Consider the following 20149-nt stretch of genomic DNA (forward strand, 5'->3'; position numbering starts at 1 on the left):
TCCGCGAGGAGTGAATCGAGCATTCCAGCCATAGAACAAATGTACGACTACCCTCCGACATCGCTCGCGCCGGCCGACCGCAGACGCGCCTCGACAGTACGGTTGCGATGTGTCCACAAACGATCCGCTTCCCGACCGCCCCGCCCCCGACAATCCGTCGGGCAAGCTCATCCTCGTCCGGCATGGCGAGACGCAGTGGTCGAAGATCGGGCGGCACACCGGGCTCACCGACGTTCCACTCACACCGCGAGGTGAAGACCTCGCCAGGGGCGCCGGCAGGCTCGTCGCCGGGTACGACTTCTCGCTCGTGCTGACCTCGCCGCTGCAACGCGCGCGACGGACCGCCGAACTCGCGGGTTTGGATGCGGAGGTCGATCCTCTGCTGGTCGAATGGGACTACGGCGGGTACGAGGGACGCACGACCCGGGACATCCGCACGGAGCTCGGCTACAACTGGAGCGCGTTCACGCACGGTGTCATCCGAGGCCGGACTCCCGGCGAGACGGTGGAGGAGGTCGCCGCGCGCGCCTCGCGCGTGCTCAACCGCGTGCTGCCGGCCATGGTCGACGGCGATGTCGCTCTCGTCGCTCACGGTCACTTCCTGCGCATCCTGACCGCGGTGTTCCTGCGGATGGCGCCCCGATTCGGCGCGCAGATCACGCTGGATGCCGGATCCGTCTCGGTGCTGAGCTACTACCGCGAGCAGCCGGCGATCATGTCGTGGAACTACGGGCTGGAGCTTCCGCTGGAGCCTTCGGAGTCCTAGGACCCGGCTGACGCAAACGCGTCGTCCGACCATCTCGGGGCGATACTGGGGGACCATGCGAAGTGAATTGGTCCTGATCGGCGGGCGCTCCGGTGCGGGCAAGACGACGGCGGCGATTGCCCTGCATGAGCTTCTCGTAGCTCATACGGTGGAACATGCGGTCATCGAGGGTGACTACCTGGATCTCGCGTATCCGGTGCCGCATCTGGTGCACGCGGAGGCCGACCTCGCAGAACGGAACCTGGCCGCGATCTGGGCCAACTACCGAGCGCTGGGGTATCGACGCCTGATCTTCACCAACACGGTCTCCGTTCTGTCTGCAACCTCACTCGCGCGTGCGCTCGGCGACGATCCGGTGGTGAGGACCGTCCTTCTCCGTGCGACGGACCACGCCGTCAGAATCCGCCTCGGGCGGCGAGCGCACGGGTCGTCCGTCGACGATCAGCTCGATCACAGTGCTCGCACCTCGGTGATGCTTGACACCGCCTCTCCGGACGGCACACATCGCATCGACACGGACGACCTCACGCCGCACGAGGTGGCGGCGCGGATCGCCGAGCTGACGGGCTGGCTCAGCGCACCATCCGGACGTGCGTGATGGCCGGTGTCGCGGCTTCGAACTCCGTCGCGCCGTCCAGCTCGAAGCCGTTGCGTCGGTAGAAGGCGATCGCTCGCGGGTTCTCCTTCGCGACCCAGAGCATCGCCGGCTCGGCACCCAGCACTCCGGCGAGGAGCGCCTGCCCGATGCCGGTTCCGTGCGCTGCTTGCAGGACGTAGATGTTGTACAGCTGGCGATCGCGAGGAGCATCACCGCCCTGACTCGGACCCGACATCGCGAAGCCGACGATCTTTCCCTCGGACACGGCGACGCGCACGGTCAACTCCGGACGGCCGTCGCGCAGAATCCGGTCCCACATCTCCCGGCGCATGCGGGAGTGCGCCTCGTCCAGGAAGCCCGGTGGCAGCAGGTGCGCGTACGTCTCCTGCCACGTCAGAACGTGCAGTTCGGCGATCCGGCGTGCATCGTCCGGCACCGCCGCCCGCACCTCGAACACCATCGGACGATGATCGCACGCGGGCGCTCCCGTTTCCTGCGAGCGCTGCTCCGGCTGACGGCGCGCGCGCAGGAAACGGGAGCGCCGAGCCCGCACGCGGCACCCCCACCGCAAATGCAAGCGCTTGCAACAGCCGCAGTGTAAGCGCTTGCAATCCTGAAAGACTCCTGTTAGCGTCGCCTGCATCGCGCCGGGCACGTTGCCGTGCCTCTCCATCCCCCCAGGAGCACCAGTGTCGAAGTCGACCTCCCCACGCGCACGCCGCGCCATCGCCAGCATCCTTTCCGCAGCCCTCGTGCTGGCCGGCAGTATCGCCCTCCCGGCGATCGCCGCCGCCCCGGCCGCTGCGGCGGACCGCACGTTCACCCTCGTGGGAACGCTGCAGGGCGAACTGGGCTGCCCCGGCGACTGGCAACCGGACTGCACGCAGACCGCGCTCACCGCCACCGGCACCGACGGCGTGTACGCCGCCGAGTTCGAGCTCGGCGCCGGCACCTACGCATACAAGGTGGCGGTGAACGGCGCGTGGGACGAGTCCTACGGCGCGAACGGCGGCGGCGGCGACATCCCGCTGACGATCGCCGGCCCGACCACGCTGAAGTTCATCTTCGACGACAACGTCAAGCGCGTCGGCGTCGAGGTGCAGGGCCTGGGCGCCGGCTACACGGATGCCGACGACGCACTCGTCGCGGCACCGGCACGCCAGCCGGGCAGCCAGGAGCAGTTCTACTTCGTCATGACCGACCGCTTCGCCAACGGCGACACGTCGAACGACCTCGGCGGCCTGAGCGGCGATCGCCTGACGACCGGCTTCGACCCCACCGACAAGGGCTTCTACCAGGGCGGCGACATCGCCGGCATCCGGTCGCAGCTGGACTACATCGACGGCCTCGGCACGACCGCCATCTGGCTCACCCCGAGCTTCAAGAACCGGCCGGTGCAGGGCGAGGGCGCGAACGCGAGCGCCGGCTACCACGGCTACTGGATCACCGACTTCACGCAGATCGACCCGCACCTCGGCACCAACGCCGAGCTCGAGGCACTCATCGCCGAGGCGCACGCCAAGGGCATCAAGATCTACTTCGACATCATCGCGAACCACACCGCCGACGTGATCTCCTACCAGGAGGGCACGTACACGTACGTCGATCAGGCGACGAGCCCGTATCGGGATGCCGCCGGCAACGTGTTCGACCCCGCCGACTTCGCGGGCACCGACACCTTCCCGACGCTCGACCCGCTCACGAGCTTCCCGTACACGCCGGTCGTCCCTCCCGCCGATCAGAACCTGAAGGTTCCCGCGTGGCTGAATGACCCGACGCTGTACCACAACCGCGGCGACTCGACCTATGCCGGCGAGTCCACCACCTACGGCGATTTCAGCGGCCTCGACGACCTGATGACCGAGAACCCGGCCGTCGTGAACGGCTTCGTCGACGTCTACGAGAAGTGGGTCGACCTCGGCATCGACGGATTCCGCATCGACACCGCCAAGCATGTGAACTTCGAGTTCTGGGAGAAGTGGTCCAGCGAAGTCCTGGACTACGCCCACGCGGCCGGCAAGCCCGACTTCTTCATGTTCGGCGAGGTCTACGACGCCGACCCCGCCAAGCTGTCGCCGTACGTGCGCGATACCGATATGAACTCCGTGCTCGACTTCACGTTCCAGTCCGGTGCCACCTCCTATGCCAAGGGCGGCTCGGCCGAAGTGCTGCAGTCCCTGTTCGCGGGCGATGACATGTACACGACGCCCGACTCGTCGGCGACCGCTCTGCCGACGTTCCTCGGCAACCACGACATGGGCCGCATCGGGTACTTCCTGGCCGGGGCCGATTCGCTTCAGCGCGACGAGCTCGCGCACGAGCTGATGTATCTCACGCGCGGCCAGCCGGTCGTCTACTACGGCGACGAACAGGGCTTCGCCGGCACCGGCGGCGACAAGGACGCGCGCCAGAGCATGTTCGCCACCCAGACCGCCGAGTACGCGAACCAGCCGCTCGTCGACGGCACCACGCTCGGCAGCATCGACCGCTTCGACACCGGCTCCGCGCTCTACGGGCGCATCGCCGAGCTCGCGCAGCTGCGCAGCGCCCACCCCGCGCTGCAGAGCGGGGCGCAGATCGAGCGCTACGCCGACGACGGCGCCGGTGTCTATGCCTTCAGCCGCGTCGACCGCGACGAGAAAATCGAGTACCTGGTCGCGACGAACAACTCGACCGCCGATGACACGGTCTCGATTCCCACGCTGACCGCAGAGGCCACCTTCAGCGCGATCTACGGCGCGACCGCCCCGGTCACCACCGGCGCGGACGGCGTCGCCTCCGTGACGGTGCCCGCCCTCTCCGCCGTCGTCTACACCGCGGACAAGGCGGTCACCGCACCCGCGGAGGCCGGCGAGATCTCGATCTCGGTGCCGACTCCCGGCGCCGGACTCACGGGCCTCGCGCCGGTGGGAGCGGACGTCCCCGACGCGACCTGGGCGGAGACCAGCTTCGCCTGGCGGATCGTCGGCGACGAGGAGTGGACCCCGCTCGGCACCGCCGAGGACACGACCCCCCGCGTCTTCCACGATGTCCGGGGCCTGGCTGCCGGAACGCTGGTCGAGTACCGCGCCGTGTCGACGGATGCCGCCGGCAACCGTGCCGCGGCATCCACGTACGCGTCCGTCGGCGATCCCGTGACGGCGACCGTCCCGGAAGAGCCCGAAGAGCCGAACGAGCCCGAGCCGCAGGAGCCGACCGTGTACGGCGCCGTCAGCGTTCCCGGCAGCTTCAACTCGGAGGCCGGCTGCCCGGGCGACTGGCAGCCCGACTGCGACGCGGTGCAGATGACCCAGGTCGACGGCATCTGGACTCTCGCACTCGACGATCTGCCGGCAGGGTCCTACGCGTACAAGATCGCCACCGAGAAGTCGTGGACCGAGAACTACGGTGCCGGCGGGGTGAGCGGCGGCGGGGACATCCTGTTCGCGCACGATGGCGGACCGATCACCTTCTACTTCGATCCGCGCACGAAGAACATGCGCTCCACCGTCGACGGCCCGATCATCACCCTGGCGGGAAGCTTCCAGAGCGAGCTCGGCTGCGCCGGCGACTGGGCGCCGTCGTGCCTGGCGGCGATGATGTGGGATCAGAACGCCGACGGCACCTTCCAGTTCACCACCGACGACCTTCCGACCGGCTCCTATGCGGTCAAAGTCACGCACGGCCTGAGCTGGGATGAGAACTACGGCGCCGGTGGAGTGCCGAACGGGCCGGACATCTCGTTCACGGCCAGCGCCGGCAAGGTGGTCACGTTCCGCTACTCCCTCGAGACGCACGTGCTCACGGTGACCACGACCGACCCGCCGCTCGCCGGCGTCGGGGAGCAGCGCGCGCACTGGATCGACGCCGATACGATCGCGTGGCCGGCGGACCTCGGTTCCACCGCCTCCGGCGCCACCTGGCAGCTGTACTCGTCCGCCGACGCGTCCCTCGCGGTCGCCGACGGCGAGGTCACCGGCAGCGATCCGATCGAGCTCACCGTGATCGACGGCGGACTCACCCAAGCGCAGCGGGAAGCGTTCCCGGCCCTGTCGTCGTACACGGCGCTTCGCGTCCCCGAGGGGACGGATGCCGCGGCGCTGCTCACCGGACAGCTGGCGGTCGCGCAGCGCAACCCGGACGGAGTGCTGACCGGCTTCACCGGCGTGCAGATTCCCGGGGTGCTGGACGCCCTCTACGCCGACGCTCTGGACGACGTCGATCTGGGCATCGGCTGGAAGGGCAACAAGCCGACCTTCCGCCTGTGGGCTCCCACCGCGCAGTCTGCGACGCTGCTGACCTGGGAGGCCGGCGCCACCGGTGACCCGGTCCGCCACGAGGCCACCCGGGATGCGGCATCCGGAACGTGGTCCGTCGCCGGAAAGAGCGCGCTCAAGGGCGACGAGTACCTCTGGGAGGTCGTCGTCTATGCGCCCACGACGGGTGCCATCGAGACGAACCAGGTGACCGACCCGTACTCGGTCGCGCTCACCCTCGACTCCGAGCGCTCGGTCGCGGTGGACCTGGCCGACAAGGCTCACAGGCCCAAGACGTGGGAGAAGACGAAGTCGCCGAAGATCGATCAGCCGGTCGACCGGGCGATCTACGAGCTGCACATCCGCGACTTCTCGTTCACCGATGAGACGGTGCCCGAGAACGAGCGCGGCACGTACAAGGCGTTCACTCACCCGGACAGCGCGGGCATGACCCAGCTCGACCAGCTCGCCGAGGCCGGGATCAACACGGTGCACCTGCTGCCGTCGTTCGACATCGCGACGATCGAGGAGGACCGCGCGGCGCAGGCGGTTCCCCCGTGCGACCTGGCGTCGTTCGCGCCGGATTCGCCCGAGCAGCAGGCGTGCATCGACGGCATCCGCGACGCCGACGGCTTCAACTGGGGTTATGACCCGTTCCACTTCTTCGCCCCCGAAGGCTCGTACGCGGTGGACCCGAACGGCGGCGCGCGCGTCGAGGAGTTCCGCTCGATGGTCGGAGCGCTGCACCAGACAGGTCTGCAGGTCGTGCTCGATCAGGTGTTCAACCACACCGCCGAGTCCGGACAGGGCGAGCGCTCCGTGCTCGACCAGGTGGTTCCCGGGTACTACCAGCGCCTCAACGCGGCGGGCGGCGTCGAAACCTCGACCTGCTGCCAGAACGTCGCGACCGAGCATGCCGCGGCCGAGAAGCTCATGGTCGACTCGGTGGTGATGTGGGCCCGGGACTACAAGGTCGACGGCTTCCGCTTCGACCTGATGGGGCACCACTCGAAGGCGAACATGCTCGCGATCCGCGCCGCACTCGATGAGCTCACCCTCTCTCGCGACGGCGTGGACGGCAAGGCCGTGTACCTCTACGGCGAGGGCTGGAACTTCGGCGAGGTCGCGAACAACGCCCTCTTCGAGCAGGCGACGCAGGGGCAGCTCGGCGGCACCGGCATCGGGACGTTCAACGACCGCCTCCGCGACGGCGTGCACGGTGGCAGCCCGGTCGACGGCTCGTCGACCTTCGAGCAGGGCTTCGGCACGGGACTGGGCACCGACCCGAACGGCTCGACCGTCGATCCGGCCGACCGCACCATCGGCGAGCAGACCGACCTGGTCAAGCTCGGCCTCGCCGGAAACCTGCGCGACTTCGCGTTCGAAGCCTCGGACGGCACCGTCAAAACGGGCGCCGAGGTGGACTACAACGGGTCTCCCGCCGGTTACGCCGACCAGCCCGACGAGGTGATCAACTACGTCGACGCGCACGACAACGAGACGCTGTACGACCTGTCGGTCTTCAAGCTGCCCGTCGGCACGTCGATGGCCGACCGCGTCCGCATGAACACCCTGTCGCTCGCGACGGTCACGCTGTCGCAGTCGGTGTCGTTCTGGCACGCCGGGACGGAACTGCTGCGCTCGAAGTCCCTGGATCGCAACAGCTACAACTCGGGCGACTGGTTCAACCGGATCGACTGGACGGGTCAGGAGTCCACGTTCGGGTCCGGCCTGCCGATGCAGGCCGACAACGGCGAGAAGTGGCCCATCATGGCGCCGCTGCTGGCCGACCCGGCGCTGAAGCCCGCGGCATCCGACATGGCCTCGGCAGAGGCGTCCGCGCTGGACATGCTGCGCGTGCGTTCCGAGGTCGACCTGCTGCGGCTGGGCTCGGCGGACCTGATCGAACAGAAGGTGTCGTTCCCGAACGGGGGAGCGGATGCCGACCCCGGCGTCATCGTCATGGTGATCGACGACCTGCTGGGTGAGGACGTCGACCCCGAGCTCGAGGGCGCGCTGGTCGTGTTCAACGCCTCGACGGAGCCGACCACGCAGACTGTGACGGCTCTCGCCGGCCGCGGGTTCTCCCTCACGCCCGCGCTGGCGAACGGCGCCGATCCGGTCGTGAAGACCACGTCGTGGGATGCCGCGAGCGGCACGGTGACCGTGCCCGCCCGCTCGGTCGCCGTGCTCGTGGACGCCGAGGCCACGGACACGGTCGTCACCGCCGCCCCGAGCAAGGTGCTCGCCAAGGCCGGCACGCCCCTCACCGTGACCGGCCGGGTCGTCTCGGCGGACGGCAGCGCCCCCGTCGGAACGGTCACGGTCTCCGACCGGGGCACCGTCATCGCGACGGTCGAGCTGGGAGCAGCCGCGAAGGGCAGGATCCAGGTCGCCCTGCCGTCGCTCGGTCGCGGCATCCACATGCTGCGGACCACGTTCACGGGCGCCGACGGGTGTAACGACTCGCCGGCGCTGTTCCGGTTTCCGGTCGTTATCTCCTACCCCGCCCGCACCTACGGACCCCCCGTAGCGGGGGGAGGTGCACCGCGCTCGTCGGCGCGGTGCACCTCCACGTGGTCCGACTCGAGCTCGAGGCGGACCAGACCGCTCATGCGCAGCCGCGTGAGGTAGTCCTGCGGCAGCTGCAGCCTGCCGACGCGATCCAGGACCGCGTACTCGCGGGCGATGTTCCGCTGGACGCCCTGGTCGTCGGTGTGCACCGAGCGCAGCACTTCGGTCGAGGTGCGCCCATCCCGGATCTGGACGGTACGGCGCACGTGGCGCGAGACCGCCTCGTCGTGCGTGACGATGAGCACCGTCACGCCGACGTTCTCGTTCACCTCACGGAGCACCTCGAGGATCTCGGCGGAGGACTGCTCGTCCAGCTCCCCGGTCGGCTCGTCGGCGAGGAGGACGCGCGGGGCGTTCGCCAGAGCGACCGCGATCGCTGCGCGCTGACGCTGACCGCCCGACAGCTGCCCGGGCGTGCGAGCGCGGAGGTCGGTGATGCCCAGGACCTCCAGCATCCCGTCCACCCGATCCGCCCGCGCGGTGCGGGGCGTGGCCGCCACCGACAGCGCCAGGGTGATGTTCTCGGCGACCGTGAGGAACGGCACCAGATTCCGCTCGGTCTGCTGGAAGACGAACCCGACGCTCTCGCGCCGGAAGCGCGTGCGGTCCCGCCCGCGCATGGCGAGCAGGTCGTGACCGTCGACGCTCGCTGCGCCCGCCGTGGGCGTGTCCAGCCCGGAGAGGATCGTCAGGAGCGTGGACTTGCCCGAACCCGACGCGCCGACGATCGCCGTGAGCTCGCCGGCCTCGACCTCGAGGTTGAGCCCCTGGAGTGCCTGCACCTCGACGCCCTCGGACGCGAAGATGCGCACGAGGTCGACGCAGCTGATCTGAGCGGTCATTCCACCCCCATTCTGAGCGACGCGGCGGGCGATCTGCGGCGCGCGATCGCCGCGGCGCTGAGCGCGGCCGCACCGGCGGCCGCGGCCAGGACGACCACGACGACGGCGATGCCGGTCACATCCAGCAGAGGAGGCGACCCCGCGACGCCGGCGAAGCCGGGCAGGTCGATCGCCGTCAGGACGACGAGCACCTCCGCCACGCCGAGGACGACGCCGGCGCTGATCGCGAACACGAGCACCGGAGCGACCTCCCACCCGACGACGCCGCGCAGTCCTCGGGCGGGCAGTCCGAGGACGCGCAGGACGCCGAGCACACCGTCGCGCTGACGTGCGGAGGCGAGGACCCCGAGGACCATGGCGACCAGGCAGAAGGCGAGCACGGCGGCGACAGTGACGGCGAGCAGGCCGAACACGGCCGCAACGAGCGGATGACCGGCATCCAGCGGCGGGATCTCCCGCCGTGCACTGGATCCCGTCGACGCGGATGCCGACGCGAGCGCGCTCTGCAGCGTGCGGGCGGCGCCGAGGGAGAACACCGCGACCGACGTGCCGAGGATGATCGCGAACGCAGTCGCGAACCCCGGCGCCGGGCCTCGGGCGGCTTGGGCGGCTCCGACCACGGCGATCGCACCGCTGCCGTGCCGGGCGCCGCGCTGCACGGTGCGCATTACCAGGGGGAACAGCCGGAGCACGCCGAGGGTGCCGGCTGCGGCGACAAGCAGCGGCGCGGCCGCCGGCAGCGGGTCGGCGCCGTCGCCGACGACACCGCGGCGAACGAGCAGGAAGACGGATGCGGCCGCGAGCGCCACGACGAGGACTTCGCCCACCCACCGGAAGCCGGCCGTCCGCGAGCGGGCGACGAGCGGTGGGGGAGGAAGCGAGGCCGCCAGCAGCACAGGCGGGAGCGCGATGACCACGGCCAGCGCGGGCCAGGCGTCGACCCCGAAGAGCGGACCCGATCCGTCGATCGCCGCGCTTATCGCCATGCCGATCGCCATGCCGATCATCCCAGCGGGGAGGGCGATCGCGAAGCCCTCCAGCAGCAGCGCCATGCGCAGCTGGGTCTCGCCGGCGCCGCGGACTCGTGCGAGATCCAGGGTCGGCCGGCGTCGTCGCGCGATGGCCTGCGCGGCGAGAGCCAGCACGGCGAGCACAACGCCGACCGGTCCGGCGGCGAGCAGCACCATGAGCGCCGTCGCGACGTTCACCCGCTGGATGATCGCGTCGATGTCCGAGGCCAGGATCGAGGAGAACAGGAGGAACTCGCCGCTGCGGAAGACCTCTCCGGCCGCGCTGAGCTGCCGCACCTGCTGCGCTACGGCGCGCGCGTCGTCGAACGAGAACCGGTCGGTGCGAAGCGGGTACCAGGCCTCGACGCGGGCGCCGGCGAAGGTCGTCGACAGACCGGCTGTCGACGCCGGGTCGACCAGCACGTCGGCGAGCAGGAGTGTCCGACCGTCGTCGGCGACGCGTTCGACAGCCGTGCTCAGCGCCGCCTGGTGCTGCCAGAACGGATCCGAGTCGTCTCGCGGCTCGTACAGCGCGGTGACCAGAAGGGGAGCCACACGGTGGTCGAGCGTGTCGCCGACCGCGATACCCATCCGCTCGGCGGCCGACCGCGAGAGCGCGACCTCGAGAGGCGGGGTCGGTGTCGCGGAATCGTCCTCATCGCCCGTCCATGCCTGCGGTGGCGTGCCGTCGGTGATCGTGACCAGGTCATCCGCCCCGGGCGTCATCGCCAGGCCGACGCGGAGGAGAACCGCATCGGTCGGCCCGTCGATGATCTCCGCACCCTCGCGGGGGGTGAGCGCCACCCATTGGGAGTCCTCGAGCAGGGCCGCGAGAGGTTCGCCGACACCGTCCGGCGCCCGCTCGATCGTGTCCGAGATCGACGCGATGCCCTCCGCCGTCGATCGGTTGCCGCCGGCGGACGGATACCCGAAGATGCCGCTCGCGGTGAGGTCCCCGCGCACGGCGGGAAAGCCGTCGAGCGTGTGCCGCAGCTCCTGCGTCGCGATCTGGGCGAGCGCCGCCGGCGCGGCCGTCACCAGCAGAGCCGATATCGCCACGACGAAGCCGATCAGCGCGAGCAGGGCGGCGTCGGCTCTCGCCTGCTTGGCGAGCAGTCCGGCCGGTCCGCGACGTTCGGTCATGCCGTTCGCCCCCGAAGGCGCCCGCGGCCGCGGGCGGCGTGGCCGGTCGCCGCGTCGCGGGCGACCATGCTCGCGTAGACGACGATGACGGCCCCGATCGCCAGGGCGAGGATCACGACGGCCACCGCCACCGCGATCACATCGACGTGCACCGCTGTGCGGATGGCCGCGATGGCGCCGGGCACCGCCGCCCGGGCGAGCGTGGCGACCACCAGCAGTACGACCGCGGCGCCTGCGACGATTCCGACGACGAGTGCCCAGCCGGTCGCGAACAGCATCTCGCGGCGGCGCAGCCGCGACTGCCCGCCGGGTGCGACGCCGAGAGCGCGGAGCACCGCGACCTCGCCCCGCCGCTGCCGCAGCTGCGCGGAGCAGACGGCGACCAGGCCCGCGAGGGCCAGCACGCCCGAGGCTGCCGCGGCCAGCCACACGACTGTCGCACCGGCAGCGAGCATCGTGCGGTCCGGCCCCGCACTCGCCGCATCCACGGTGACCGCGGCGGGCAGGGCCGCCCGCAGGGCGGTCGCCGTCGCCTCGATGTCGCCGTCGGTGCCGACCCAGACACGGGATGCCGGACGGGGGGCTGCCGCCGATGCCAAGAGCGCGGCATCCACCACCGCCGCATCGACCAGGACGCCGCGCGCCGAAGTGGATCCGGGGATCGCGGGCGAGAGCGCGGCGACCGATGACTGGATCGGCGGGGCGCCGTCGGCCGGCTCGATCACGACGGCCGCGCCGACGCCGACTCCGAGCCGCTCGGCGAGCGCGGCCGACAGCACCGCGCCGCCGACCGGTGGCGGCGGGAGGAAGCGCACGAGCGTCCCGGGTTCGATCGGCGCGGATACTCCGCCGGCCGCTCCGGGAACGACCGTCGGGTCGCGCCATGAGGCGGTGGAGCCAACCGGGTCGGCGATCTCGCCGGCATCGGTGGAGACCCCCGCGACGCTCGCCGGGCCGGACGCCTCGCTGCGGACATCGATCGCCGCAAGCCGCCACGGCGCCTCGCCATCGGGCAGGTCCGCGGTCGCTTCGAGACCACCCTCGCCCGGAGCGGTCAGCGTCGGCACCTCGCGCAGCCGCCCGAGGGCGTCGGAGAGCCAGATCGAGACCTGGGCGGTGCTCACGCCGCGCAGCTCGACGCCGACGCGCGTCGCCGCGTCGGGGAGCACCGCGCCGCCGGTGGGAGTGATCGCCTGCGCCAAGGCCTCCGGATCCACCGCACCGTCGCCGCGCTGACCCATCGAGCCGAGGGCGGGCGCCGCGATCCCGAGCAGCTCCACCCGCTCCCCGCCGAGCAGCACATCGGCGGTCCGCACCGGCGCGATGGCGGAGACCTTCGCGGCGGCATCCAGCTCGGCATCCGACAGCGAGCTCGAGGGTCCGTGCAGCGTGACGGCTGCACCCGATCGCACCTCCTGCGTCTGAGCGAACGCGCTCGACCAGCTCGCGCCGTAACCGGCCGCGAGCACGATCTGGCCGACGGCGAGGGCCACGATCACGATCGAGACGGCGGCCGCTTCCGTTCGGCGGGCCAGTCCCCGCAGCGCGAGCACGCTCAGCGCGGCCGTGCCGGAGGCGCTGGATGCCGCCGCCCCGCGCACGACGAAGGGAAAAACGTACAGCCCGGTGAGAGTGATCGCCACGAGGATCAGCGCCGGTGCGAGAAGGGCGATCGGGTCGATCTCCGTCCGGCCGGATCTGGTGGTCGTCAGCGGGCCGCTCGTGAGGAGCTGCCACGTCGAGATCAGTGCTCCGGCCGTCGCGACCAGGAGCACCCCGACCGCGACAGTGCGTCGCGTGCGCGCTCCGGTCTTCGCACCGCTGGTGGCCGTGACCGACCCGCTCGCGCCGGCGGTGCGCGCGGCGAACGATGCAGCCGAGACGGCGACCGCTGCCGCTGCCGCGACGGCACCGCTCGCGACCGCCGACGGCAGGCCGGCGGGCTGAGCCGACAGCAGCGCGGTTGCGGCCGCGACGCCCAGCGTCCCGCCGATCGCGGCGACGACGGACGCTTCACCCGAGACCCCGGCGGCAAGGCGCGCGGTGGTCGCCCCGCGCGCCCAGAGCAGCGTCGTCTCTTCGGACCGCGCGCGCACGAGCAGTCCGGCGAGGACCCAGATCGACAGTGCCGCAATGGCCGCCAGCACGATGAGGGCGACCGGGGCCGCCGTCCGCAGCGCCGCCACGAGCACCTCGACCTCGCGCGCGGCCAGCACGAAGCGCCCGCTGCGGTTGGGCAGGCCCAGCCCGGCGTCACTGAACGCAGGCGCCAGCGCCTCCCACGCCCGGTCGGTCGCTTCCAGGTCGGCCGGCTGCAGGCGATCGACCCGAGGGATGAGGGTCCACTCGACGCGCGGGGTGATGCCCAGGCGGTCCCACACCTCGGAGCCGGTGACGACGGGACCCACCGAGCGGTCGTCGGCGCCGGCGGCCCAGAGGGCATCGCCCATCCAGCGCGGGGCATCAGGATCCTTCAGCCGCCAGGTTCCGACGAGGGTGAGCGCCACGCCTCCGTCGAGTGTCAGCTCGTCGCCGACCTCCAGGCCGAACGCGGTCGCGGCATCCGCCTGCATGCTCGCCTCGCCGGCCGTGGTGGGCCACTTTCCGGCATCCAGCGTCGCGGCCGATGCGATGTCGTCGACCTGCGCGACGGCGACCGAGCGGCGCTCGTCCTGCGCGGCCACGACGGCGACCGACTCGACGGTTCGCACGATGGAGAGCGGGATGCCGCGGCCCGAGCCGTCGCGGAAGACCTCGCCGACCGTTGCGGTGACGAGCTGATCCTGCGCCGCTTCGTCGACCGCATCACGCGGGAGCGCCACGCGCAGGGCGAGGTCCGCCCCCGGTTCGACATCGAGCACCGCGCGCACCCCGGTGGTCGCCGCGGCCGAGAGCACGCCGATGGCGCCGGCGGCGGTTCCGACCGCGACCGACACGACGATCAGCAGACCGGCGAAGATGCCGGCGCGCTGGCGCATGCGGCGCAGGGTGAACAGGGCGGCCTCCCGTCGTCGCACCGCGCTCCCGCGCGCGGTGTATCGACACTATGCCCGGCGCTGCGGGCACCGTGCCGGGCGCCGAGAAGGCCCCCGCCGCGCCGAGAAGGTCCGGTCGACGTTCAGAAGGTGCACCTTCTCGGCGCCGAACCCACCTTCTCGCCGCGGATCGGACCTTCTCGCCGTGGACGGCTACCGGCCGAGCGTCTCCGCGGGCGGACGGGGGAGGAACGGCACGAAGAGTGGGCATCCTCGGATATACTCGGAAGTCCAGCTAAAATGATCATCGTGCCAACGACGGCGCGAGAGGAGATCGCACATGACGCAGCAGACGGCCTCTCTGGTGAAGGAAACGCCCATGCCGAGCGGGACCTTCCTGACGCTCAGCGCGGAGGAGCGCGCGGACATCCTCGCAGCGGTCCGCGACTTCGCTCAGACCGAACTGGCTCCGCACGCGCTGGAGTGGGATGAGCGCAAGCACTTCCCGCGGGAAGCACTGGGTCAGGCGGGCGAACTCGGACTCGGCGGCATCTACGTCCGCGAGGACGTCGGCGGATCCGCGTTCAGCCGCTCGGATGCGGTGGCGATCGTCGAGGAGCTCGCCCAGGCCGACCCCTCCATCGCCGCGTACATCACGATCCACAACATGGTCGCCTGGATGATCGACTCGTACGGAACCGACGAGCAGCGGCACGCCTGGCTTCCCCGGCTCACCGCCATGACGGACTTCGGCAGCTACTGCCTGACCGAGCCGGGTGCGGGGTCGGATGCCGCCGCCATCACGACCAGCGCGATCCAGGACGGCGCCGACTACGTCCTCACCGGCGTCAAGCAGTTCATCTCCGGCGGAGGCGAGGCGTCGGTCTATGTCGTCATGGCGCGCACCGGCGAGCCGGGCGCGCGCGGGATCACGGCATTCCTCGTGCCGGCGGATTCCGCCGGGCTGTCGTTCGGCCAGAACGAGAAGAAGATGGGCTGGAACGCGCAGCCGACGCGTCAGGTGATCCTCGATGAGGTGCGGGTACCCGCATCCGCGATCCTCGGATCGCCCGGGCAGGGCTTCAAGATCGCGATGTCCGCCCTCAACGGCGGGCGCGTCAACATCGCCGCGTGCTCGCTCGGCGGCGCCCAATGGGCGCTCGACCGGGCCGTGCAGTACGTGCACGAGCGCTTCACGTTCGGCGAGCCGCTCGCCGAGAAGCAGTCGGTCGTCTTCACCCTCGCCGACATGGCCACCGAGCTGCGCGCCGCGCGCGCCCTGGTGCGCGACGCCGCCCGCGCCATCGACGAGGGGGCGCCCGATGTCGCCCTGCAGTGCGCCATGGCCAAGCGATTCGCGACCGATGCCGGCTTCCGCATCGCGAACGAGGCCCTGCAGCTGCACGGCGGCTACGGCTACCTCCACGAGTACGGCATCGAGAAGGTGGTGCGCGACCTGCGCGTGCACCAGATCCTCGAGGGCACGAACGAGATCATGCGGGTCATCATCGGCCGGGAGCTGCTGGGGTCGGTCCGATGAGGGTCTCTTTCCTCGGCCTCGGTCACATGGGCCTGCCGATGGCGCAGAACCTGATCAAGGCCGGCCACGACGTCGTGGGATTCGATGTGGTTCCGGCCGCAATCGATGCGGCGCGCGCCGCCGGCATCCCCGTCGCGGACTCGGGGCAGGATGCCGCAGCTTCGGCCGAGGTGGTCATCACCATGTTCCCGAGCGGCCGGCACGTGATCGAGGCGTACCGCGGATCCGCTGATGCTCCCGGACTGCTCGCCGTGGCGGCATCCGGAACGCTCTTCATCGACTCGTCCACGATCGCCGTCGACGAGGCGCGGGAGGCGCACGCACTCGCCGAAGCCGCGGGACACCGCAGCATCGACGCGCCCGTCTCGGGCGGGGTGGTGGGCGCCGAGAACGCGACGCTCGCGTTCATGGTCGGCGGCACGGACGAGGACTTCGAAGCGGCGCGCCCGCTGCTCGAGGCCATGGGTCGCCGCGTCGTCCACTGCGGCGGCGCCGGACTCGGCCAGGCCGCCAAGGTGTGCAACAACATGATCCTCGGCATCTCGCAGATCGCCGTCGCGGAGGCCTTCGTGCTGGGGGAGCGGCTCGGACTCAGCCATCAGGCGCTGTTCGATGTCGCCTCCAACGCGTCCGGTCAGTGCTGGGCGCTCACCACGAACTGCCCCGTGCCGGGCCCCGTGCCCACCAGCCCTGCGAACCGCGAGTATCAGCCCGGATTCGCCGGCGCCCTCATGTCGAAGGACCTGGGCCTCGCGGAGCAGGCGATCGATCTGACGGGCGTCGACGCGAAGATGGGGCGCCTCGCGCGCGAGATCTACAAAGAGTTCGCGGACGGTGCCGGCGCGGGGCAGGATTTCTCGGGGATCATCACCACGATCCGCGCCGAGAGCCGAGCCTGAGGAGCACCCCCGCATGAGCACCTACGAGACCATTCTGGTCGAGACCCGCGGTCGCGTCGGCTGGATCACGCTCAACCGTCCCGAAGCGCTGAACGCCCTGAACTCGCAGGTGATGCACGACATCGTCGCGGCGGCATCCGCCTTCGACACGGATCCGGACATCGGCGCGATCGTCGTCACCGGATCGGAGCGCGCCTTCGCCGCCGGTGCCGACATCAAGGAGATGGAGCAGAAGTCCGGCCTGGAGATGGTGATGGACGACCACTTCGGCGGCTGGGCGCAGTTCGCCGCGGTGCGCACGCCCGTGATCGCCGCCGTGGCCGGCTATGCCCTCGGCGGCGGGTGCGAGCTGGCGATGATGTGCGACATCATCCTGGCCGCCGACACGGCGAAGTTCGGGCAGCCCGAGATCAACCTCGGGGTCATCCCCGGCATGGGCGGCTCGCAGCGCCTCGTCCGCGCGGTCGGGTACTACAAGGCCGCCGAGCTGGTGCTGACCGGACGCATGATGGATGCCGCCGAGGCCGAGCGCTCCGGACTGGTCTCGCGCGTGGTGCCGGCGGCGGACCTGCTCGAGGAGGCGGGGAAGGTCGCCGACGCGATCGCGTCCAAGTCGCTGCCCTCGGTGTACGCCGCGAAGGCCGCCCTCGACACGGCGCTGGAGTCGACCCTCGCCGAGGGCCTCCGGTTCGAGAAGCACACGTTCGCCGCGCTCTTCGACACCGCCGACCAGAAGGAAGGGATGGCGGCGTTCCGTGAGAAGCGCGCCCCGGACTTTCAGAATCGCTGACCCCCGGCATCCACCCCACGACCGCGAGACTGCAACGGGTGGTCGAGACCGCGGGGTTTCCCCGCAGTCTCGAACCGCAGTTGCAGTCTCACGGTCGAGAGTGAGGGCTCAGAGCGGGTCGGGCAGCGGGCGCGGGTCGGCGAAGTCGCCGGCGTTCTTGCGCAGGCGGGCGATGATCGCGACGAGCTCGGCCGTGTCGGACTCCGAGAGCCCCGGCTCGGCGAAGACCTGGCTGTTCAAGGCGTCGGTCGCTCGTTCGACGAGCTCTCGACCGGATGCCGTCAGCACGAGCATCGCGGCACGGCCATCGCCCGGGTGCGGCTCGCGCTCGACCAGCCCGTCGCGCACGAGGCGGTCGACCGTGTTGGTCACGCTGGTGGGATGCACCTGCAGCCGCGCGATGGCGCTGGCCATCGGCATCCGGCCCTCGCGGGTGAACCCGAGCAGCCGCAGCATCTCATACCGGGCGAACGAGAGACCGAACGGCTTGAGCGCCGCATCGATCCGCGCGAGCATGAGCTGCTGGGCGCGGATGATCGAGGTCACGGCCGACATGCCGGGAGCGGCATCCGTCCATCCGTGCGCCGTCCACTGGCGCTTCGCCTCGGCGATCGGATCGACGGGAAGGGGTCCTGGTCTGGCCATCGTCGACCTCCTTTCCGCGTTTTCCACGGTAGCCGCTCGCGGCCTCCGCAGCGGCAGCGCGAGCGCCGTGGCGGGCGACGCGGCGCCATAGACTCGAACGCACGAAGGAGCGGAGCGCAATGAGAATCGTCGTCTTGGTCAAAGAGGTCCCGGACACGTGGGGTGATCGCAAGCTCGACCTGGAGACTGGTCTGGCCGATCGCGCCGCCAGCGAGACGGTCCTCGACGAGATCGGGGAGCGCTCGCTCGAGGTCGCGCTGAGCTACGCGGACAAGAACGCGGATGCCGAGGTCGTCGTGCTCTCGATGGCGCCGGCCGGTTCGGCGGCCACGGTGCGCAAGGGCCTCGCGATGGGCGCCCACTCGGCCGTCCACGTCGCCGACGAGGCTCTGGCCGGCGCCGATCTCGGCCTGACGGCCGAGGTGCTCGCTGCGGCGATCCGCCGCACGGGGTTCGATCTCGTGATCGCCGGCAACCTGTCCACCGACGGTGCCGGCGGGGTGATGGGTGCGATGGTGGCGGAGCTGCTGGACGCTCCCCACCTCACGACCCTCAACGCGGTGCAGATCGGCGACGGCACGGTATCGGGTGAGCGCGCGAGCGACGGCGCCACGATGCAGGTCTCGGCGCAGCTGCCCGCGGTGATCTCGATCACCGAGGCGCTGCCCGACGCCCGCTTCCCGAACTTCAAGGGGATCATGGCTGCGAAGAAGAAGCCGTTCGAGACCGTGACGCTCGAGGACCTGGGCATCGAGCCGGAGGATGCTGCCGCCTCGCGCTCGATCGTCCTGGCGCTGTCGGAGAAGCCGCCGCGCCAGGCCGGCACGAAGATCATCGATGAGGGCGATGCGGGCCAGAAGCTCGCGGAATTCCTCGTGCAGAACAGGCTGGTGTGACCATGGCTTTCGCGGATGATTCGATCCTCGTCCTGCTCGACGTCATGCCGAGCGGCGAGCTCGCCAAGAGCGCGGCGGGACTGCTGGGCGCCGCCGCTTCGGTGGGCACCCCGGTCGCCCTGATCGTCTCGGATGCCGACAGCGTCGGTGCCGCCGCCGGCGCGCTCGGCGCGCCATCCGTGCTCGTGGCTCCCGCCGTGAGCGACCAGCTGACCGTCCCGGTCGTGGACGCGCTCGCCGCGGCCGCCGACCTCGTGCGGCCGGACGCGATCCTGATCTCGAACTCGGTCGAAGGGCGCGATGTCGCCGGACGCTACGCCGCCCGCAGCCGGTCGGGGCTGTGCGCCGACGTGGTCGGGGTGTCGCGGGATGCCGAGGGTGTGGTCGCGCACCACTCCGTCTACGGCGGCGCCTACAACGTCGACGCGTCCGTCACGTGGGGCGCACCGGTGATCACCGTCCGTCAGGGCGCGATAGAGGCGCGTGCGGATGCCGTCGAGTCGCCGTCCGTGGAAACGCTGACGGTCGCGCCGTCGGGCAAGCGCGCGGCATCCATCGACAAGATCGACGCGGCCGTCGTGACGTCGTCGCGGCCGGAGCTGCGCGGCGCGGGCAAGGTGGTCTCGGGCGGACGCGGGCTCGGTTCGCAGGAGAAGTTCGCGCTCGTCGAGCAGCTCGCCGACGTGCTCGGCGCCGCGGTGGGTGCCTCCCGCGCGGCCGTGGACGCGGGGTACGTGCCGCAGTCGTACCAGGTCGGGCAGACCGGAGTGTCGGTCTCGCCGCAGCTGTATGTCGCGCTCGGCATCTCGGGCGCGATCCAGCACAAGGCCGGCATGCAGACCGCCAAGACGATCGTCGCGATCAATAAGGACGGCGACGCGCCGATCTTCGAGATCGCCGACTTCGGCGTCGTGGGCGACCTGTTCACCGTGGTTCCGCAGCTGATCGCCGCGCTCGAGGCCCGGAAGGCGTAGCCGGTATGGCGACGTACTCGGGCACGGTGCGCCGCGGGCTGCCGCGGCGGCCCGGCGGCGAGCCCTGGCCTCCCGCGGACACCGCGCCTCCAGCCTCCGAAAGCGCCGTCGCAATCGGCGACGCGCCGGTCGGTGCGGTGGTGCTTCCGCAGGTCGTGACCGAGGAATCGGCCGGCGGACAGCCGATCACCGAGATCCTCGCGCCGAGCGCCGAGCGCACCGGCGCCGACGGCCGCCCGTCCGCTCCCGCGTCGCCGGCCGC

At 71.0% G+C, this 20149-nt stretch carries 13 protein-coding genes and 1 pseudogene; 9 read left to right on the forward strand and 5 right to left on the reverse strand.

The features are described from left to right. The first annotated feature begins 109 nt into the window (after window positions 1–109). Together RWQ91_RS17035 and RWQ91_RS17040 are read left to right on the forward strand one after the other, a co-directional pair. On the forward strand, window positions 110–766 hold the full coding sequence (locus RWQ91_RS17035; RefSeq protein ID WP_314508377.1) for a histidine phosphatase family protein: 657 nt from the start codon (window positions 110–112) through the stop codon (window positions 764–766). 55 nt (window positions 767–821) lie between these two features. Continuing rightward, window positions 822–1364 (forward strand): ATPase, encoded by a 543-nt coding sequence (locus RWQ91_RS17040; RefSeq protein WP_314508379.1) that lies wholly within the window; start codon window positions 822–824, stop codon window positions 1362–1364. Here the strand turns inward: RWQ91_RS17040 and RWQ91_RS17045 are convergent. Continuing rightward, on the reverse strand, window positions 1339–1824 hold the full coding sequence (locus RWQ91_RS17045; RefSeq protein WP_314508380.1) for a GNAT family N-acetyltransferase: 486 nt from the start codon (window positions 1822–1824) through the stop codon (window positions 1339–1341). The two genes, RWQ91_RS17040 and RWQ91_RS17045, sit on opposite strands and share 26 nt — an antisense overlap. A 229-nt stretch (window positions 1825–2053) precedes the next feature. Here RWQ91_RS17045 and pulA point away from each other — a divergent pair, with 229 nt between their 5' ends. Then, entirely contained in the window at window positions 2054–8233 is a 6180-nt protein-coding gene (gene pulA, locus RWQ91_RS17050) for a pullulanase-type alpha-1,6-glucosidase (RefSeq protein WP_314508382.1), read from the forward strand. Here pulA and RWQ91_RS17055 read toward each other — a convergent pair. The 3 genes from RWQ91_RS17055 to RWQ91_RS17065 are packed head-to-tail and all read right to left on the reverse strand — an operon-like array spanning window position 8116 to window position 14146. Further along, a complete protein-coding gene (locus RWQ91_RS17055) occupies window positions 8116–9015 on the reverse strand; it encodes an ABC transporter ATP-binding protein (RefSeq protein ID WP_314508384.1) in 900 nt (299 codons plus the stop codon). The two genes, pulA and RWQ91_RS17055, sit on opposite strands and share 118 nt — an antisense overlap. Further along, window positions 9012–11168: an FtsX-like permease family protein gene (locus RWQ91_RS17060; protein WP_314508385.1), complete on the reverse strand. Its 2157-nt coding sequence runs from the start codon at window positions 11166–11168 to the stop codon at window positions 9012–9014. The genes RWQ91_RS17055 and RWQ91_RS17060 overlap by 4 nt, the downstream gene beginning before the upstream one ends. Then, window positions 11165–14146 carry a hypothetical protein gene (locus RWQ91_RS17065; protein WP_314508387.1) on the reverse strand — a complete coding sequence of 994 codons (2982 nt, stop codon included), beginning with the start codon at window positions 14144–14146 and terminating at the stop codon, window positions 11165–11167. The genes RWQ91_RS17060 and RWQ91_RS17065 overlap by 4 nt, the downstream gene beginning before the upstream one ends. 376 nt (window positions 14147–14522) lie before the next feature. On the opposite strand from RWQ91_RS17065, the gene RWQ91_RS17070 reads away from it, so the two are divergent. The 3 genes from RWQ91_RS17070 to RWQ91_RS17080 are packed head-to-tail and all read left to right on the forward strand — an operon-like array spanning window position 14523 to window position 17372. Then, window positions 14523–15683, forward strand: a complete 1161-nt coding sequence (locus RWQ91_RS17070) for an acyl-CoA dehydrogenase family protein (RefSeq protein ID WP_314508399.1) — start codon at window positions 14523–14525, stop codon at window positions 15681–15683. Further along, entirely contained in the window at window positions 15680–16582 is a 903-nt protein-coding gene (mmsB, locus tag RWQ91_RS17075; protein ID WP_314508389.1) for a 3-hydroxyisobutyrate dehydrogenase, read from the forward strand. The genes RWQ91_RS17070 and mmsB overlap by 4 nt, the downstream gene beginning before the upstream one ends. 13 nt (window positions 16583–16595) lie before the next feature. Further along, on the forward strand, window positions 16596–17372 hold the full coding sequence (locus RWQ91_RS17080) for an enoyl-CoA hydratase (protein ID WP_314508391.1): 777 nt from the start codon (window positions 16596–16598) through the stop codon (window positions 17370–17372). 108 nt (window positions 17373–17480) lie between these two features. On the opposite strand, the gene RWQ91_RS17085 is transcribed toward RWQ91_RS17080, so the two are convergent. After that, window positions 17481–18017, reverse strand: a complete 537-nt coding sequence (locus tag RWQ91_RS17085; protein WP_314508393.1) for a MarR family transcriptional regulator — start codon at window positions 18015–18017, stop codon at window positions 17481–17483. Between the two features lie 119 nt (window positions 18018–18136). On the opposite strand from RWQ91_RS17085, the gene RWQ91_RS17090 reads away from it, so the two are divergent. The 3 genes and pseudogenes from RWQ91_RS17090 to RWQ91_RS17100 form a co-directional block, all read left to right on the forward strand. After that, complete coding sequence (locus tag RWQ91_RS17090) at window positions 18137–18913, forward strand: electron transfer flavoprotein subunit beta/FixA family protein (RefSeq protein WP_314508396.1); 777 nt, start codon at window positions 18137–18139, stop codon at window positions 18911–18913. A gap of 2 nt (window positions 18914–18915) precedes the next feature. Beyond that, window positions 18916–19887 carry an electron transfer flavoprotein subunit alpha/FixB family protein gene (locus RWQ91_RS17095; RefSeq protein WP_314508398.1) on the forward strand — a complete coding sequence of 324 codons (972 nt, stop codon included), beginning with the start codon at window positions 18916–18918 and terminating at the stop codon, window positions 19885–19887. Window positions 19888–19892: 5 nt separating this feature from the next. After that, window positions 19893–20149 (forward strand): annotated as a pseudogene (locus tag RWQ91_RS17100) (hypothetical protein); the annotation flags it as partial.

The organism is uncultured Microbacterium sp., from assembly GCF_963524805.1.
In the GTDB taxonomy this organism is placed as follows: Bacteria; Actinomycetota; Actinomycetes; order Actinomycetales; family Microbacteriaceae; genus Microbacterium.

Bases quoted from the DNA above. Each gene is read 5' to 3' on its own strand.
- RWQ91_RS17085 (WP_314508393.1), bottom strand. From the start codon at position 18,017: ATGGCCAGACCAGGACCCCTTCCCGTCGATCCGATCGCCGAGGCGAAG.
- mmsB (WP_314508389.1), top strand. From the start codon at position 15,680: ATGAGGGTCTCTTTCCTCGGCCTCGGTCACATGGGCCTGCCGATGGCG.
- RWQ91_RS17095 (WP_314508398.1), top strand. From the start codon at position 18,916: ATGGCTTTCGCGGATGATTCGATCCTCGTCCTGCTCGACGTCATGCCG.
- RWQ91_RS17045 (WP_314508380.1), bottom strand. From the start codon at position 1,824: ATGGTGTTCGAGGTGCGGGCGGCGGTGCCGGACGATGCACGCCGGATC.
- RWQ91_RS17090 (WP_314508396.1), top strand. From the start codon at position 18,137: ATGAGAATCGTCGTCTTGGTCAAAGAGGTCCCGGACACGTGGGGTGAT.
- RWQ91_RS17080 (WP_314508391.1), top strand. From the start codon at position 16,596: ATGAGCACCTACGAGACCATTCTGGTCGAGACCCGCGGTCGCGTCGGC.
- RWQ91_RS17060 (WP_314508385.1), bottom strand. From the start codon at position 11,168: ATGACCGAACGTCGCGGACCGGCCGGACTGCTCGCCAAGCAGGCGAGA.
- RWQ91_RS17070 (WP_314508399.1), top strand. From the start codon at position 14,523: ATGCCGAGCGGGACCTTCCTGACGCTCAGCGCGGAGGAGCGCGCGGAC.
- RWQ91_RS17040 (WP_314508379.1), top strand. From the start codon at position 822: ATGCGAAGTGAATTGGTCCTGATCGGCGGGCGCTCCGGTGCGGGCAAG.
- RWQ91_RS17055 (WP_314508384.1), bottom strand. From the start codon at position 9,015: ATGACCGCTCAGATCAGCTGCGTCGACCTCGTGCGCATCTTCGCGTCC.
- RWQ91_RS17065 (WP_314508387.1), bottom strand. From the start codon at position 14,146: ATGCGCCAGCGCGCCGGCATCTTCGCCGGTCTGCTGATCGTCGTGTCG.